General features: G+C 68.2%; 14 protein-coding genes. 7 read left to right on the plus strand and 7 right to left on the minus strand.

From position 1 onward, the window contains the following. Positions 1–2: 2 nt before the first annotated feature. Complete coding sequence (locus ACSUZC_RS00720; protein ID WP_439031041.1) at positions 3–1,403, minus strand: FAD-dependent monooxygenase; 1,401 nt, start codon at positions 1,401–1,403, stop codon at positions 3–5. Positions 1,404–1,526: 123 nt separating this feature from the next. Here ACSUZC_RS00720 and ACSUZC_RS00725 point away from each other — a divergent pair, with 123 nt between their 5' ends. Together ACSUZC_RS00725 and ACSUZC_RS00730 are read left to right on the plus strand one after the other, a co-directional pair. Beyond that, positions 1,527–2,885, plus strand: coding sequence for an MFS transporter (locus ACSUZC_RS00725; protein ID WP_439031042.1), 1,359 nt, complete (start codon positions 1,527–1,529; stop codon positions 2,883–2,885). Continuing rightward, a complete protein-coding gene (locus tag ACSUZC_RS00730; protein WP_439031043.1) occupies positions 2,882–4,096 on the plus strand; it encodes a cytochrome P450 in 1,215 nt (404 codons plus the stop codon). Before ACSUZC_RS00725 ends, ACSUZC_RS00730 begins: the two co-directional genes overlap by 4 nt. Before the next feature lie 31 nt (positions 4,097–4,127). Here the strand turns inward: ACSUZC_RS00730 and ACSUZC_RS00735 are convergent, their stop codons facing one another. The 5 genes from ACSUZC_RS00735 to ACSUZC_RS00755 all read right to left on the minus strand — a co-directional run bounded on the left by ACSUZC_RS00735 (position 4,128) and on the right by ACSUZC_RS00755 (position 7,656). Then, the gene (locus ACSUZC_RS00735) at positions 4,128–4,463 is read right to left on the minus strand and encodes an ArsR/SmtB family transcription factor (RefSeq protein ID WP_439031044.1); all 336 of its coding nucleotides are present in this window, start codon (positions 4,461–4,463) and stop codon (positions 4,128–4,130) included. A 69-nt stretch (positions 4,464–4,532) separates the two neighbouring features. Then, entirely contained in the window at positions 4,533–4,961 is a 429-nt protein-coding gene (gene arr, locus ACSUZC_RS00740; RefSeq protein ID WP_439033225.1) for an NAD(+)--rifampin ADP-ribosyltransferase, read from the minus strand. Positions 4,962–5,123: 162 nt separating this feature from the next. Further along, the gene (locus ACSUZC_RS00745) at positions 5,124–5,588 is read right to left on the minus strand and encodes a hypothetical protein (RefSeq protein ID WP_439031045.1); all 465 of its coding nucleotides are present in this window, start codon (positions 5,586–5,588) and stop codon (positions 5,124–5,126) included. Positions 5,589–5,719: 131 nt separating this feature from the next. Beyond that, on the minus strand, positions 5,720–7,006 hold the full coding sequence (locus tag ACSUZC_RS00750) for a sensor histidine kinase (RefSeq protein WP_439031046.1): 1,287 nt from the start codon (positions 7,004–7,006) through the stop codon (positions 5,720–5,722). Between the two features lie 11 nt (positions 7,007–7,017). Continuing rightward, positions 7,018–7,656 (minus strand): response regulator, encoded by a 639-nt coding sequence (locus tag ACSUZC_RS00755; protein WP_439031047.1) that lies wholly within the window; start codon positions 7,654–7,656, stop codon positions 7,018–7,020. 163 nt (positions 7,657–7,819) lie between these two features. Between ACSUZC_RS00755 and ACSUZC_RS00760 the strand changes: the two genes are divergently transcribed. Both ACSUZC_RS00760 and ACSUZC_RS00765 read left to right on the plus strand, forming a co-directional pair. Further along, positions 7,820–8,884, plus strand: a complete 1,065-nt coding sequence (locus tag ACSUZC_RS00760) for a GGDEF domain-containing protein (protein WP_439031048.1) — start codon at positions 7,820–7,822, stop codon at positions 8,882–8,884. A gap of 68 nt (positions 8,885–8,952) precedes the next feature. Next, positions 8,953–11,154 (plus strand): DUF2254 family protein, encoded by a 2,202-nt coding sequence (locus ACSUZC_RS00765; RefSeq protein WP_439031049.1) that lies wholly within the window; start codon positions 8,953–8,955, stop codon positions 11,152–11,154. 161 nt (positions 11,155–11,315) lie between these two features. Here the strand turns inward: ACSUZC_RS00765 and ACSUZC_RS00770 are convergent, their stop codons facing one another. Beyond that, a complete protein-coding gene (locus tag ACSUZC_RS00770; protein WP_439031050.1) occupies positions 11,316–11,852 on the minus strand; it encodes a TetR/AcrR family transcriptional regulator in 537 nt (178 codons plus the stop codon). 90 nt (positions 11,853–11,942) lie between these two features. Between ACSUZC_RS00770 and ACSUZC_RS00775 the strand changes: the two genes are divergently transcribed. From ACSUZC_RS00775 to ACSUZC_RS00785, 3 genes are all read left to right on the plus strand, one after another. Next, positions 11,943–12,347: a nuclear transport factor 2 family protein gene (locus ACSUZC_RS00775; RefSeq protein ID WP_439031051.1), complete on the plus strand. Its 405-nt coding sequence runs from the start codon at positions 11,943–11,945 to the stop codon at positions 12,345–12,347. 277 nt (positions 12,348–12,624) lie between these two features. Next, on the plus strand, positions 12,625–13,248 hold the full coding sequence (locus tag ACSUZC_RS00780; RefSeq protein ID WP_439031052.1) for a hypothetical protein: 624 nt from the start codon (positions 12,625–12,627) through the stop codon (positions 13,246–13,248). Between the two features lie 48 nt (positions 13,249–13,296). Continuing rightward, on the plus strand, positions 13,297–14,709 hold the full coding sequence (locus tag ACSUZC_RS00785; RefSeq protein WP_439031053.1) for a carotenoid oxygenase family protein: 1,413 nt from the start codon (positions 13,297–13,299) through the stop codon (positions 14,707–14,709). The last annotated feature ends 24 nt before the right edge of the window (positions 14,710–14,733 follow it).

Consider the following 14,733-nt stretch of genomic DNA (forward strand, 5'->3'; position numbering starts at 1 on the left):
ACCTACCCGACGGCCTCGAGGTAACCGTCGGGTCGGATCAGCGCACTCACCCAGGGCTGCTCTGGGGTCACCTTGCCGGTGACCACCACCCGCCCGGGTACCGCTCGGCCCGCTCCCGGTACCGGGGCACTCGCGTCCGGCCGGACCGCCACATACCGCCCCGCGGAGAGCAGTTCGGCCAGCGTGTGGATCGTGCCGTCGTCCTCGGTCACCACGAGGTCGTGCTGGAACCCGGCTTGGAACTGTCCGCTGATGAGGTCCGCGACCGCGTCGTGGATCGCCGGCACGGCCAGCATGGTCACCACCGCATCGCGGAGGTCGGTCTTCGCCGGGTCCATCATCCGCGACTGCAAGACGGTGTTGGCGACGACCGCCTCGGCCACCCCGACCCGCGAACGCGACCAGTCGTCGAGCATCGAGTCGTCGGCGGCACCGCTGCTCACCCGGGCGAGACGCCACCCGAGGGTGAAGGCGTCCTGCATCCCGGTGTTGAGTCCCTGTCCGCCGAGCGGGTAGTGCACATGGGCGGCATCACCGACGAGCAGAAGCCGGCCGTCCCGCATCCGGGTCCGGAGCCGACCGTGGTCGCTGAACCGGGTCAGGTGCGAGATCTTCTGCAGATCAACAGTTCTGCCGAGAACGGCACCAAGGCGATCGACATAGTCATCGGTCCCGGGGACGTCCCGGATGGTCGCGGGTCCCGAGAAGTCCATCGCGATGATCCGGGCGGGCCCGCCGGGATTGGGGTTGTGCAGTGTCCACCCGGACGGGGTCGGGTGCCATCCGGGCGGTGGTGCGTCGGGCCCCGGGGCGATCGCCAGCCCGGCGATCGCGCTCATCGTGGCGGGGTAGGTGCGGGTGGGGAAGTCGCCGGCCGCGGCGACCGGCCCACGCGCGCCGTCGGCGCCGACCACCCAGTTCGCGTCGATCGTGACCGTGTCGCCGGCCTGCTCGGCCACGGCGTCGACCGTCACCGACGCGTCCCCGTGTCGGATGGCGGTCACGGTGTGGCCACGCAGGATTCGTGCGCCGCTGATTCGGGCCCTGTGCTCGAACGCGGCCTCGAGGCGGGCCTGCGGGATGCCGGCGATCGGCGCGGCCTCGACCGCCGGTGCGGTGATCGAGAGCACCGGCTGGGCGGCGAACTGGAACGGGGTGCGTCGCGTCATGCCTGCGTTCCGGACGATGTCGTCGGCGCGCACAGACGGCAGATACCCGCGCCGCGTGAGATGCGAGATCGAGCGCGCGTGCACCGTACCGGCCCGCGGCCGCTCGTCGACCTCGGTCCGTGTCTCGAACACGGTCACCGCGGTGCCCTGCTGTGCGAGTTCGGCGGCCAGCAGCATCCCGACCGGCCCACCCCCGACGATCACGACGTCGGTCCGACTCCTGGAACTGGCCATCTCGATGAGTCCTCCTGTTGCACCCGTACGACAGCGATGGTACCTACTAATAACATCGTAGCTACGATGTCGCTAGTCGTACTCCGACCGATCGATCCATATGACCGAACGAAGGGAGATCCCATGTCGGCCACGACCGACGAGACCGCATCAGCCACCGGCACATCGACCGAACGGCAGTCCGAGGCGCCCAGCAGATGGACGCTGCCGATCGTCCTCGCGGCGCAGTTCGTCACCCCGACGGCGATCGCGGGCACCGCGATCGCACTACCGTTGATCTCACGTGATCTGGGATCGAATCCCACTGCACTGCAATGGGTCGTCAACGGGTTCAACGTCGCCTTCGCGCTCGCGACCCTCGTGTGGGGCGCGCTGAGCGACCGGATCGGCCACCGCACCACATTCGCCGCGGGAGCGGTTCTCGTGACCGTCGGCAGTGTCCTCAGTGCCGCTGCCCCCACACTCCTGGTCCTCGACGCCGCCCGGGTGGTCGCCGGCATCGGCGCCGCCGCGATCCTGACGGGGTCGAGTTCGATGCTGTCCAATGCCTTCGAGGGCGACCGACGCACGCATGCGTTCGCCATCTTCGGCACGGTGAACGGCCTGGGGCTCGCTCTCGGACCGACCATCTCGGGTGCGCTCGTGTCGTTCGCGGGCTGGCGCGGGGTGTTCATCGTGCACGCGGTGATCCTGGCGGCGGCCGCCGTCGGATCCCGGGTGCTCCCGGCCGCGCGTGCGGTCGTCGGGGACAAGGCGCCGATCCTGGACGTGTCGCTGCTCCGCAACCGGGAGTTCCTCGCCATGTGCCTGGTTCCCGTCGCCGGTTCCATCGGGTTCGTGACGCTGCTGACCTACCTGCCGTCGGCGTTCAGCGGTATCAAGGATCTGTCCGCGGGCACCTCTGGTCTGGTGATGCTGGCGATGACGATTCCGGTCCTGGTGGCACCGCTTGCGGTGGCGCAGTTGATCACCCGTGTCCGCGCGCTCACCGTCGGGGTGGTCGTCTATCTCAGCCTCGGTGCCCTCCTGCTGGGCAACGCGGGTGTCCTGCTGCTCACCGAGGGACGCTCGATCGCCTGGGTCATCGTCCCGATGATCCTGCTGGGCTTCGGCTTCGGCCTCCCGATCGGACTGGTCGACGGTCACGCCCTCTCCGTCGTGCCGGCGCAGCGGTCGGGGACCGCGGCGGGCCTGCTGAACTTCTTCCGGATCGGTAGCGAGGCGGTGTTCGTCGCCGGCTATGCACTGGTCCTCTCCACCGTGGTCGGCGCGCATCTCACCGGGGCGGCAGCCGACGACACCGCCGCCGGCCAGTTCGGGCATCCGGACGTCTATCGCTCGGCCTTCGTCACCACCGTCGGTGTGCTGATCGCGCTGCTCGTCGTGGTCACCATCGCCATCGTGGTGGTGCGCAGCCGGAAGAGCCGCACCGCCGAGACCGCTACCACCGACCGTCCCGCCGAACAAGGAGATCTGAGATGACCAGCGCCACAGACACATCCGTCCGGTTCGACCTACGTGAGATCCCGAACATCTCACCACCGCAGATGTACACCGCCATCGCCGAACGGACGGCGGGCGGACTCGAGCAGATTCGTCTGCCGAGCGGGCACGCGGCCGCGCACCTGACGTCCTACGCGGACGTTCACAAGGTCCTCACCGATCTCACCTTCGCGCGGGCGGAGACCAACGTCGACGACGGCCCTACCTTCCTGCCGACGATCATGCCGACCGAGATGTTGCTGAACCTCGATCATCCCGATCACGGTCGGTTGAAGGGTTTCGTGTCATCGGCGTACAGCGCTGCCACCATCGCCCGCCGTATCCCGAGTGTCCAACGAGTGCTCGACGCCGCGGTTGCCGACCTGCGGACGCAGTACGCGGCGGGAGGGGCCGACCTGGTGGGCACGCTGCTGGATCCGCTCACCATCGGCGTCAACGTCGACTACCTCGGCATCCCGACCTCCGACATCTCCTACTTCCGCCACCTCTCGCGGGAGATGCAGCTCGCCCACGACACCGACGTACCGCAGCTGCTGGAGGACTTCTGGACCCTCTACACCTACATCGGCGACCTGGTCGCCGGACGCCGGCCGGTCGAGCCCGGGCTGATCAGCGACCTTCTCGCCGCCCGTGACACGGTCTCGCCGCCGGTCACCGACGGCGAGTACGCGGCCATCCTGCTCGGATCGCTGGTCGGTGGTGATCAGAACATTCTGTCGGTGGTCACCAAGATCGCCTACGTCGCGCTGGCCCGCCCGGAGCTGTGGAACCACCTGGTCGACAATCCAGACGAGATACCGGCCGCAGTCGAGGAACTGCTGCGGCTGCTGCCGCTCGGCCGGATCTCGACCTTCCCGCGGGTGACGACCACTGAGGTGACGCTCGAGCACGGCGTGCTGTACCCGGGTGACGTGGTGTATGCCGATGCGCACGAGGCGAATCGGGATGCTGCGGTCTACCCGGATCCGTGGACGGTGGACGTGCGGCGCTCGGGGCGCCGGCACCTCCAGTTCGGGTACGGCATGCACCACTGCATGGGTGCGGCACTGGCGCGGATGGAGATCGTGGAGGTGCTCGGCCGACTGACGTCGGAGTTCCCCGGACTCCGGCTCGCCGTCGATCCCACCGAGGTCGAGTTCGAGACCGGGGTACTGGTGCACCGTCCGGTGTCGTTGCCGGTCACGTGGTGATCTGACGCGCAGCCGGGGAGGTGTCGCAATCTCAACCGGCCGGCGCGCGATCCGCGGTGTCGGCGGCGAGGATCGCATCGAGCAGGCCCGGGAAGACCCGATCCATGTCGTCGCGACGCAGTTTGGTCATCCGGCCGTTGCCGACGTCACGCTGCCAGATCAGCCCGGCCTTGCGGAGGACGCGGAAGTGGTGAGTCCGCGTGGACGGCGCCCAGGGGAGGCCGAACACACTGCAGAACTGTTCGGCCCCCTGGGGTTCGGCGGCCAATTGCGCGATCACGCTCCGGCGGTTGGTGTCCGACAGTGCATGCAGCACCGCGGACAGATCGAACTCGTCGACGTCGGGATGTCCGTCGGCATCGGCCATCGCGCACCTCTCTCCACATTCACATCGCCCGGCGTGTCTCCGCGCCGGAACATACGAGAACCATCGTACCTAGTCGTAGAGGACCGCGTCTCCGCGCTGCCGAAGTGCTTCCAGTCCCGCGCGGAATCGCTCGAGATACTCGGGCGAATGGGGCACCCAGTCGGTCATCTCGCCGACGATCCGTACCGGTTGCGCACTGCGGTAGGAGTGGGTCGGGTTGCCGGGGAACTTCTTGTCGGTGACGTTCGGGTCGTCATGCACGTCGTCCTCTGGTTCGACGACGTAGACCCGGGGCCGACCGTCACCCACCGCCATCTCGGCCGCGAGCACCGCACCGTCGAGCACCTTGGTCATGTAGACGTAATTGGAAATGTGCTCGGGACGGTAGTTCGACCGGTGTCCCGGTGTCAGGAACTCGCCGACGCGGAGATCGGCTCTGGTGCCGTGAAAGTAAGCCCCGGACTCGTGGACCCGGAACCGTTCCGGTGTGTCCGCCATATCTGCCATCGATCGCCTCCCGTGTGTCGGTCGTCGAGCGATTGTGCACGGCCACGGGGGCCTTGCCGCAAGCCCCTACTCCTGGCTTATGGTGAAAGGGGCAGGGTTCGGGGGCGGAGCACCACCCCCGAACCGTTCCCTCATCCTCCTTTCGAGAATTCCTCACCACTGGTCGAAGCCGACGTTGACCTGGGGGTAGCCGGTGTCGATGTGGTTGTTCATCCAGTACTGCTGTGCGTGGGGTCCCCAGATGCCGCTCATGTCGGTGTTGACGTTGTAGTGGTGGTTGGTGAGTTGGTAGTTGGCGGTGGGGCCGAACAGTCCGATGCGGTAGATGGCGTTGACGTCGAGATGGTTGTTGTAGGGCGCTGTGGCCGTGATGGTTTCGGTGGCGCCGGGGTAGAGGATGTGCTGGGGGGCGTTGACCCACTGGCCGCCATCAGCGTTGGCGCCCTGAAGGTATTCGGGCTTGTCGGTGTGGTTGGTGATGGTCATGGCGACGGTGGGTTCGCCGGGCCGGGTGACGGGAAGGGTCCCGGCGTGGGCGGCGCCGGCGGCGCCGAGTGCGATGCCGGCTGCGGCGGCGAGTCCGAGTGTTGCGGTGGCGATGCGGGTGGTGATCTTCATGGTGTGCTCCCGGTGGTGTGGGGTTGTTTCGGTGACACCAATGACTCTGCTCGCCGCGGGCGGTGTGTGGTTTCCGCTGACCGGGTGATGCAGGGGGTGAACCGTGCATCCACCGATCGGGGGACACGCCCTCACTGTTCGCGGGCGGGTACGTCCACGATGGCGACCGTGCCGCCGCGGGGGTGGTCGGCGAGCGACATCGTGCCGCCGGCCCCCTCGATCCGCACTCGTCGCGAGGCAAGTCCGATGTGACCCTTGGCCTGTCGTTGACGCATCAGCTCCTCGACGTCGACGTCGGCGGGCAGACCGACACCGTCGTCGACCACGACGAGCCGCGCTCGCCCGTCGTCGAACTCCGCGGTGACCTCGACGGTTGTCGCGGAGGCGTGTTTGGCGACGTTGGTCAGCAGTTCGCGAGCGGTGGCGAAGATGAGCGGATCGACCGAGGTACGGAGCCCCGGCGGCCAGCCGGCAGTGTCGACGGAGACGGTGGGCGCTCCGGCGCGGCTGCCGAACGACGATGCGAGATCGGTCAGCGCCACGGAGAGCCCGGACTGCTCGAGCACCGCGGGGTGCAGTTCACTCAGCGTGGACCGCAACAGTTGCGCCGCGTCGCGCAGCGCCCCGTCGACACGATCAAGGGTGACCGGGTCGGCGGAGGCGCGGAGCGTGGCCAGCTCCTGCCGCGCGGCGAGAACGTACTGCAGGGCGCCGTCGTGCAGGTTGTCGGCGAGATCGCGCCGCTCGCGTTCTTCGATCTCCATCGTGGCATCGAGCAACCGAGCCCGTTCGGCGGCAAGCGATCCGATGGTCGTGACGCGCGAGCGCTGCAGCCTGGACAACAGGATCGCGCCGATCGCCAGCGCGGTGACGACGAGTATCCGCAAGACGACGACCGACCACGGTTCACCGTTCGACGACCGGGCGAGGGCGCTGGACACCGCGTACACGAGCGCGGTGGCGACCACCACGACGGCACAGACGGTCGGTTGCAACGCGATCGCCGCGATCATCGGCACCAAGACGAATCCACTGATCAGAACGTCTGTGGTCCAGCTGATCTCGTCGGATTGACTGGCCACCACGGCCAGCGCGGTGAGGAGCAGTAGGTCGATCGGCAGTGCGACCCATGCGTAGCGCGCCATCATCGCCGGACGCCGGACGACGACAACCGCGCCACCGATGCACCAGACCGCGTAGAGCGCCGCGGTCACCACACTGAAGGCGGCGGCGTGCGCAGGTGGGTCGAGGCTGACGGCGAGGAGTACGAACAGCGACAGGAACAGCCGGAGCACCACCTGAACCCGGATGCCGCGGATCGCGTGATCGATCAGGATGCCGTGGATGCGTGGCTCGTCGGCGAACTCCGGAAAGCCCAGATGTCCTGCCGCGCCGTCGATGTCGAGGCGAGTGCGCATTGTCGGCCGGCCTATTCGAGGAGTCCGCGACGCATCGCCTCCGCCACGGCGGCGGCCCGATCGGAGACGCCCAGCTTCTCGTAGAGCCGCTGGGTGTGCGTCTTGACGGTCGAGGCGCCGATGTACAACTCGGCCGCTACCTGAGGAATCGATTGTCCGCGAGCGAATCCTGTGAGCACCTGGCGTTCTCGTTCGCTCAGTGCCGGGGTGTCACGCTGGGTCTGTGCCCGGATCTCCCCGGCCAGGCCGGCCGCGAGTTCGGGTGGCACCACGGTCTCGCCGCGCGCCACTCGCGTCACCGCGCCGACGATCTCGTCCCGGTCGGCGTCCTTCGACAGATAACCGGCCGCGCCCTCCTGAAGGGCGCGGAAGACGATGGGCCCGTCGGTGACCGCGGAGAGCAGCAGTACCCGGGTGGGCAACTGGTCGCGGGTCACGGCGTGGGCCACCTCGACACCGGTCATGATCGGCATCTGATGGTCGACCACCGCGACGTCGGGGTTCTCACGCCGGATCAGCTCGAGGCCCGCCGCACCGTCGCCCGCCTCGCCGACGACGCGCACGCGGCCGCTCGCGGTGAGGCCGCGCGACACTCCGTCGCGGAAGAACGGGTGGTCGTCGACGACCACCACGGTGACGAGGCTGTTCATCGGCTCAGGATATGTGCGAGACACCGGCGGACCAGGCTGAACGGCGCTCTCGTCCCCGAATGGAGGTGGGACCGATCGCCGTCGGATTCCGCGCCGGTCGCGAAGGGCAGCGCGATTTGGCAACCTCGTCTCGGGGAACCGAGATCGAGGATCGGAGTGGGGGATGTACCGACCGGATGTGCACCTGGGTGCGTTGAGCGGACCGCTCCCGCGGTCACCGCTGCACGTGCTGCGGGTGTATCTGCTGGTGACGACGCTGCTGTACGCGATCGGGGTGGGGCTCACGCTGTTCCCGGTGGACGACTCGGCGACCCTGTCCGACCCGACCGGGGGGTTCGTGGCGATCGGCCTGGGGGTCGCGGCACTGATGTGGCTGTCGGCGCGCCCGCAGCGTCCGCTTCCCGCCGTGCTCGCGGCGTGTGCGGCCACCCCGGCGGTGATGGCGTTCCACGAGCTGATCAGTGCCGAGTTCCTGTGCATGGTCGCCGCGATGTTCCTGGCCATGTACCTGCGCGCAACCCACCCGCGACGGCAGGCGTGGGTACTGGTCGGTCTGCTGACAGCAGCCTGCGTCGTCGCGCTCGCGGTGGCGCCCGCCCCGAAGTACCTCAGCACATACATCGTCGTCGCCGTCGCGATCCCGGCGGCTGCCGAGTCGTTCGGACTTCTGACCCGGACACTGCTCACCGCGGTGTGTACCGACCCGGTGACCGGCGTGTTCAACCGTGCCGGATGGGAACTCGCCACCAGGGGAGCCCTCGACGGTCGTCGCAGGTCGACGACGGCGGTCACGGTGATCGCCTTCGACGTCGAACGCGCCGGGGCGGTGGACGACACGGCGGCCACCGGCGGGGCGGCCGTTCACCCGGCCGGCGAGCAGCTCATGGCGCAGCGCGCCCGGAGCTGTGTCGACCTGCTGCCCGACGAGACCGTGCTGGCACGGCTCGGTGACGACGAGTTCGGTGTCTGCCTGATCCACGATGACGCCGGATCTCCCGGCCAGGCGGCAGCTCTGATCGCCGAGCTGCGTGCGCGACTCCCGGGCACCTCGCTGGGTGCGGCGACGGCGCCGGTGGCGGCGGCCGACATCACCGCGTTGCACGCCCAAGCCCACTCGCGGCTCACCTCGGAGAAACGCGTCCGGCCGGAGCCACCGGCGCGGACAGATGAACCCGCCCGCGGGAACGGCGGACCGGCGAACCCCCGCCCGCGGGACGATGCGCCGTGAGCCACGGTCGCGGGACGATGGTCGCCATTGACCACGAGTGCGCACCTTGGTCCCGCTAGGGTCGGAGCATGACGCGGTGGTTCGATGAGAGGATCGTCGAGACCGGCCGTCTGCCGTTGTTCTTCCTGCTCCTCGCGTTCGTCCTGACCTTCCTCTTCATCCGGTTCAGTGTCCGGATGATCCGTGCGGAGGTCAGCTGGTGGCCCGGCAACGTGACCCCCGGTGGGGTGCATGTGCATCACGTGTTCTTCGGGATGATGCTGATGTTGTTGTCGGGCTTCGGGTTCGTCGCGGTGGATCCTCTGCGCACCCCGGTGATGGACTGCGTCCTGGCCACGTTGTTCGGCATCGGCGCCGCACTGGTACTCGACGAGTTCGCCCTCATCCTCCATCTGCGGGACGTCTATTGGTCCGAGGAGGGCCGAGCATCGATCGACGCGGTGTTCGTCGCCATCGCCATCGGTCTGCTGTTCCTGGTGGGGCTGCAACCGTTCAGTGCGTTCGAGATCGTCGGGGAGATCCGGAACGAGACCGGCCTCGTCGCCCGGATGGTGGCCGCGGGCGTCGTCGTCCTCAACGTGATCCTCGCCGTGGTCACCCTTCTCAAAGGCAAGGTGTGGACGGGTCTGATCGGGATGTTCATCCCGGTCCTGCTGTGGTTCGGTGCCGTTCGACTGGCGCGCCCGCGATCACCTTGGGCGCGCTGGCGGTACACGACGCGGCCGCGCACCATCGCGCGGGCGATCCAGCGGGAGAGGCGGTATCGCGAGCCGCTGATGCGGTGGAAGATCGTCGTCCAGGAGGCGGTCGCCGGTCGGTTCGGCGTGCCCGATACGCCAGTACCGGTGTCGGTCCCGGTGCCGGTGTCCGCCGCCCCGGTGGCGGTGGTGACCGAGCGGGTGCCGGGAGCGCTGGCGACCGCGATCCGGTGGCGGCGCACACGCCGCGCCCTGCGTTCGGTGCCGATCTGGCGTCTCCCGGTCGTGCTGGTCACGCTGGCGATCGTCGCTGCTCTGGCGACCGTGAGCGTGGACGAGGTACTCGAGTTCGAGGTCGATCCGGGCACGCTGGCGACGCTGCTCAGCGTCATCGCCGGTTCGATGGCGACCCTCACCGGTCTGGTGTTCACCGCGGTGACCCTGGCGATGCAGTTCGGTGCGTCGTCGATCTCGGTGCGGGTCATCCCCATGCTGCAACAAGAACCGGTGATGCGGTGGTCGACGGGGTTCTTCCTGGCGACCTTCGTCTACAGCGTCATGATCGCGATCGACCTCTCGGTCGGCGGGCCCGATGAACCGACGCCCGGGTTGTCGACGGCGATTGCGTTCCTGCTCACCACGATCAGCGCCTATCTGTTCATCGCGCTCGTAGGCAAGGTCGGCACCATCCTCAACACGTCGCGGCTGCTGCAGTGGATCGCCGACGACGGGCGCTCGGCCGTGCTGCGCCAGATGCCGCTCCCGCACGAGCGTGCAGGCGGCGACGTCGGGCCGGTTCCCGACGAGGCCGGGCCGACGCCGGACGGGGACAAGGTGGCGCCGAACCCGGTCCGCTCGGTGATCCGGGCGGGGGAGGTGACTTCCAGGGGTCGAATCCTGCTGGCGGTCAACGACGATCGTCTCCGACGCCAGGCTTCGACGTGGAACGTGCGGATCGACGTCCTGGTCGCGGTCGGCGATCACGTACCCCTCGACCATCCGGTGGTCGAGATCGTCGGGGACCCGACGCGGGTGGACACCCGCCGCGTACTGGGCTGTCTGCTGTTCGGTGACACTCATCAACCGTCGGTGAGCCCGGCCGCAGCGCTCCAGGCGATCTCCGACATCGCGCTCAAGGCGATGTCGGCGGGCAGCAACGACCCGAGTGTCGTGGTGCAGGCGCTCGACCACACCGAGGACCTGCTGTTGCTGCTGGCTCCGCGCCTGGCCGGCGAACCGCTGGAATCGGGTGGCGCGGTGCGCGGTACCCGACGCAGCTGGGCCGACCACGTCGCCATCGGGACCGATGAGATCCGGCGTCACAGCACCGGCCAGGTGCAGGTGCAGCGGCGTCTACGGGCTCTGTTCGAGTCGCTCCTCGCGTCTTGCGCTCCAATGCAACAGGTCCCGATCGAGACACGCCTGGCGGTGCTCGACGCGCAGGCGGCTCGCGACTGGTCCGATGACCTCGACCGTAAGCTCGCCGGGGCGGCCGACCGCCAGGGTTACGGGTCGGAGTTCGGTCAGCGTCCATCGCGGTGGGGCGAGAGTGACCGCACCCCGGGCCGTTGATCGTCACGCGACGTGATCAGGTTGGGGTTCTCCCGGTATCCGGGAAAACCGCACTGCGATCCGAGTACGCGCATTCGCTCGGCTGGTGAACGAGGACCAGTGAATGCCGCCGGCCGGCAAGTGCGCAGCCTGGTGAATACCGATCGTGTGTTGCCCCGCGCTCAGCTCTCGACGACTCGCAAGGCCAGATCGGCCACGTGGCGCAACTGCTCCTCGTCCGCGCCGTCGCGCGCATACGCCGAGAGGCCGATGAGCAGCGCATGGGTAAACGCCGCCAAGGTCTCTGTGTCGCAGTTTGTCTCGTCGTCTGTCACCTCCCGCAACCGAGCGGCGGTGATCGCACGATTCTGGGCGCGATTACCGGACAACTCTGGCGAGCTGTTCACCAGGCATCCGCGCGGATGCGCTGCGCTCGCGTACTCGCGCGTCGCTCGGTCGAACATCGCCTGCAACACCTCTCGCGGGTTACTACCTGCGGTCCCGGCCGTGGTCACGGATTCCGGACTGGCCTCGTAGCGGGCGACCGCCTCGTTGAAGAGGGCGAGCTTGTCTCCGAATGCCGCGTACATGCTCGGGGCGGAGATGCCGAGCTCTCGGGTGAGGTCGCTGACCGAGGTCTGCTCGTAGCCGTGTTCCCAGAAGAGGCGCATGGCTTTGTCCAGCGCGATGTCTCTGTCGAAGCTGCGGGGCCGTCCCATGCCGCGATTCTATATCGATCACTACAGATCTGCTAACGTGGTTCTGTATCGACCGATACAGAATCCAAGAACCGCACGACAGGGGCATTGATGAACACCACCGCCGAGACGACGACGGCATTCCTGGAACAGCTCGGCGCGCAGAACGCTGACGCGCTGGGGGAGCTGTTCGCGGAGCAGATCGACTGGGTTGTGCCCGGAACGGCGTCATTGACGCCTTGGGCGGGTAAGCGGTCGCACCGGAGCGAGGTGCCGGACTACTTCCGGGCCCTGTGGTCGGCGCTCGAGCCGGGCAAGAGCGTGGTGTCGGTGGGGGCCGTGGTCATAGACGGCGAGGAGGCCGTCGTCTTCGCCACGTTCGACCACGTCGCAGCACCCACCGGCCGACCCTTCCACACCGACGTCGCGATGCGACTGACCGTCGTGGCGGGGAAGATCACGCGCATGCATCTCTTCGAGGACACCGCGGCGACGGCCGCGGCCTTCGCTGCGTGACCAGACTGCTGTCGCCTGAGGCGCGCACGTAACGCTTCCCGGGTCGCACGCGATAACCCGACTAGTCGCCGACCTGCCAAACCCCCGACCTGGCAGGTCGGCGGCGCCTTTTCTCCCGGCTGCCACGGCGCCGGATGCCCACGATCGCGTCAGACTTGACCTGATCCTCCCGAATGGCAGCGAAATCTCCGTCAAAACGCGGATGATCGCGACATCGGTGCGGCGCACAGTCGGCCGACGGCACCGTGCCGCGACTGCAGCCTCAGAGGAGACAACTGTGAACGCCAAGTCGATGATCCTGGGGCTCGCCCCATGGTTCGTGTTCGCCTGGGCCGCCGAGCGACTCGGCGCCGATCACGTGACGCTGGCCGCGCTCGCGGCATGCGCACTGGCCTTGGCCGTCACCATCTACGAGACCGTCCGCACCAAGGGCGGCTGGAAGATCATCGACGTCGCCGGAGTCATCCTGTTCGGCATCATCGCCGTCATCGGCATGGTCGGCGACCATCAGGTCGACGAGGCCCTCGTGTACTTCGGACGCGGGGGATCGGCGTTCGTCCTCGCCGCGGTCATGGCGATCTCCGCCTTCACCGTCCCGTTCACCGAACAGTACGCACGTGAGACCGTCGACCCGGCCTTCTGGCACACGCCGGCGTTCCGCGAGAAGAACCGCAAGATCAGCCTGCTGTGGGCGGGTGCCATCGCCCTCATGGGGTGCGCCCATCTCGTCGCAGGCGTCCTGGCGTCCTCGGCGTCGGTGGCGGGCAACCATCCCGGCAACGTCCTGCTGAACTGGGTCGTCCCCATCGCTCTCATCATCTTCGCCGTCAAGCGCACCAAGGCCATCGCCGGCGACGTACCGGACGCTCCCGCCGAACGCGCACCGCAGAACGCCGGCTGACGACCCCCCGGCACAGCCCGCCACCCAGCCACCCAGAAGGAACCACGCATGACCACCACGACACCCCCCACCCCGCCTGCTCCCGTCGACCTCACCCACCACAGTCATCTGACGGGGGTCTTCGCACCGCAGCGCGAAGAGGTCGACGTCGCCGACCTCACCGTGCGCGGTGAGATCCCGGCCGATCTGCGGGGCAGCTACCTCCGCAACGGACCCAATCCCCGGTTCGACCCGATCGGCTCCTTCGTCTATCCGCTCGACGGGGACGGCATGGTCCACCGGATCAGCATCGCCGACGGCCGGGTGAGTTACTCGAACCGCTTCGTCCGCACCCCGATGGTCCTCGCCGAAGAGGCTGCCGGGCATGCGATCTGGTCGGGTATCACCGACGGTTACACACCCTCGGCCGACGAGGTGGGTCCCGAGCTCGCCGGCACCTTCCGGGAGTTGCCCGACATCAACATCGTGCGCCACGGCGGCCGGCTGATGGCGATGGCCGAATCCGATCAGCCCTACCTCCTCGATGCGGCGACGCTCGCGACACTGGCGAAGACCGACTGCGACGGGGCGATGCGAGTGGGCAGTACCGCCCACCCGAAGATCGACCCGGCGACGGGCGAGATGGTGCTGTTCAACTACAGCCTCGAAGCGCCGTACCTCACCTGGTCGACAGTCGCGGCCGACGGACACACCGTGTCCGGGCCGACGCCGGTCGACGGCCTCGACGAATCGGTGATGATCCACGACATGGCACTGACGAGCCGGTACGTCGTACTCTTCGTGTGCCCGTTGATCTTCGATCTCCAGGCCGTGATGACCGGGGGATCACTGTTGTCGTGGCGTCCCGAGACCGGCACCCGCATCGCACTGATCCCGCGCGACGGTGGGCCCGTGCGCTGGGTGCAGACCGACCCGTTCTGGGTGTGGCACTTCGCCAACGCCTTCGACGGGAACAACCCCGAGGACGGCGTCATCGTCGACTACGTCGAGTGGAGTTACCCCGGTGGTTTCGCGGACGAACCGCGCCGGGCCACTTCGGCCCTCACCCGCGCGCTCATCCGCCCCGACGGCAAGATCTCTCGGCAGACGCTGAGCGACAACGTATTCAACATGGAGTTCCCCCGCGTCGACGACCGTCTACTCACCCGGGACCATCGTCGCGTCGCCACGGTCGCCAAGGGGCCGCGCGACACCGCCGACGCCGACAGTCTGTGGTTCCACGATCTCGACGCCGGGACGGAGACGTTCTGGAGTCCGGGCACGGCCATCGGTGAACCCATCTACATCCCGGGAGCCGACCGCGACCACTGGGGCGCCATCGGCACCGACCCCGCCGACATGCGTTCGTACTTCTACCTTCTCGCCGCCGACGATCCGTCCGCGGGTCCGGTCGCCACCGTGGATCTACCCATCCGGGTGCCCGCAGGACTGCACGGCGCGTGGCTGGCGGACCCGGCCTGACGCAGACACCGTCGGCGCAACCCT

The sequence above is a fragment of the Gordonia terrae genome, assembly GCF_051789125.1.
Lineage (GTDB): Bacteria > Actinomycetota > Actinomycetes > Mycobacteriales > Mycobacteriaceae > Gordonia > Gordonia terrae_A.

Bases quoted from the DNA above. Each gene is read 5' to 3' on its own strand.
- arr (WP_439033225.1), bottom strand. From the start codon at position 4,961: ATGGCGGACACACCGGAACGGTTCCGGGTCCACGAGTCCGGGGCTTAC.
- ACSUZC_RS00730 (WP_439031043.1), top strand. From the start codon at position 2,882: ATGACCAGCGCCACAGACACATCCGTCCGGTTCGACCTACGTGAGATC.
- ACSUZC_RS00765 (WP_439031049.1), top strand. From the start codon at position 8,953: ATGACGCGGTGGTTCGATGAGAGGATCGTCGAGACCGGCCGTCTGCCG.
- ACSUZC_RS00755 (WP_439031047.1), bottom strand. From the start codon at position 7,656: ATGAACAGCCTCGTCACCGTGGTGGTCGTCGACGACCACCCGTTCTTC.
- ACSUZC_RS00725 (WP_439031042.1), top strand. From the start codon at position 1,527: ATGTCGGCCACGACCGACGAGACCGCATCAGCCACCGGCACATCGACC.
- ACSUZC_RS00720 (WP_439031041.1), bottom strand. From the start codon at position 1,403: ATGGCCAGTTCCAGGAGTCGGACCGACGTCGTGATCGTCGGGGGTGGG.
- ACSUZC_RS00760 (WP_439031048.1), top strand. From the start codon at position 7,820: ATGTACCGACCGGATGTGCACCTGGGTGCGTTGAGCGGACCGCTCCCG.
- ACSUZC_RS00745 (WP_439031045.1), bottom strand. From the start codon at position 5,588: ATGAAGATCACCACCCGCATCGCCACCGCAACACTCGGACTCGCCGCC.
- ACSUZC_RS00735 (WP_439031044.1), bottom strand. From the start codon at position 4,463: ATGGCCGATGCCGACGGACATCCCGACGTCGACGAGTTCGATCTGTCC.
- ACSUZC_RS00770 (WP_439031050.1), bottom strand. From the start codon at position 11,852: ATGGGACGGCCCCGCAGCTTCGACAGAGACATCGCGCTGGACAAAGCC.
- ACSUZC_RS00775 (WP_439031051.1), top strand. From the start codon at position 11,943: ATGAACACCACCGCCGAGACGACGACGGCATTCCTGGAACAGCTCGGC.
- ACSUZC_RS00785 (WP_439031053.1), top strand. From the start codon at position 13,297: ATGACCACCACGACACCCCCCACCCCGCCTGCTCCCGTCGACCTCACC.
- ACSUZC_RS00750 (WP_439031046.1), bottom strand. From the start codon at position 7,006: ATGCGCACTCGCCTCGACATCGACGGCGCGGCAGGACATCTGGGCTTT.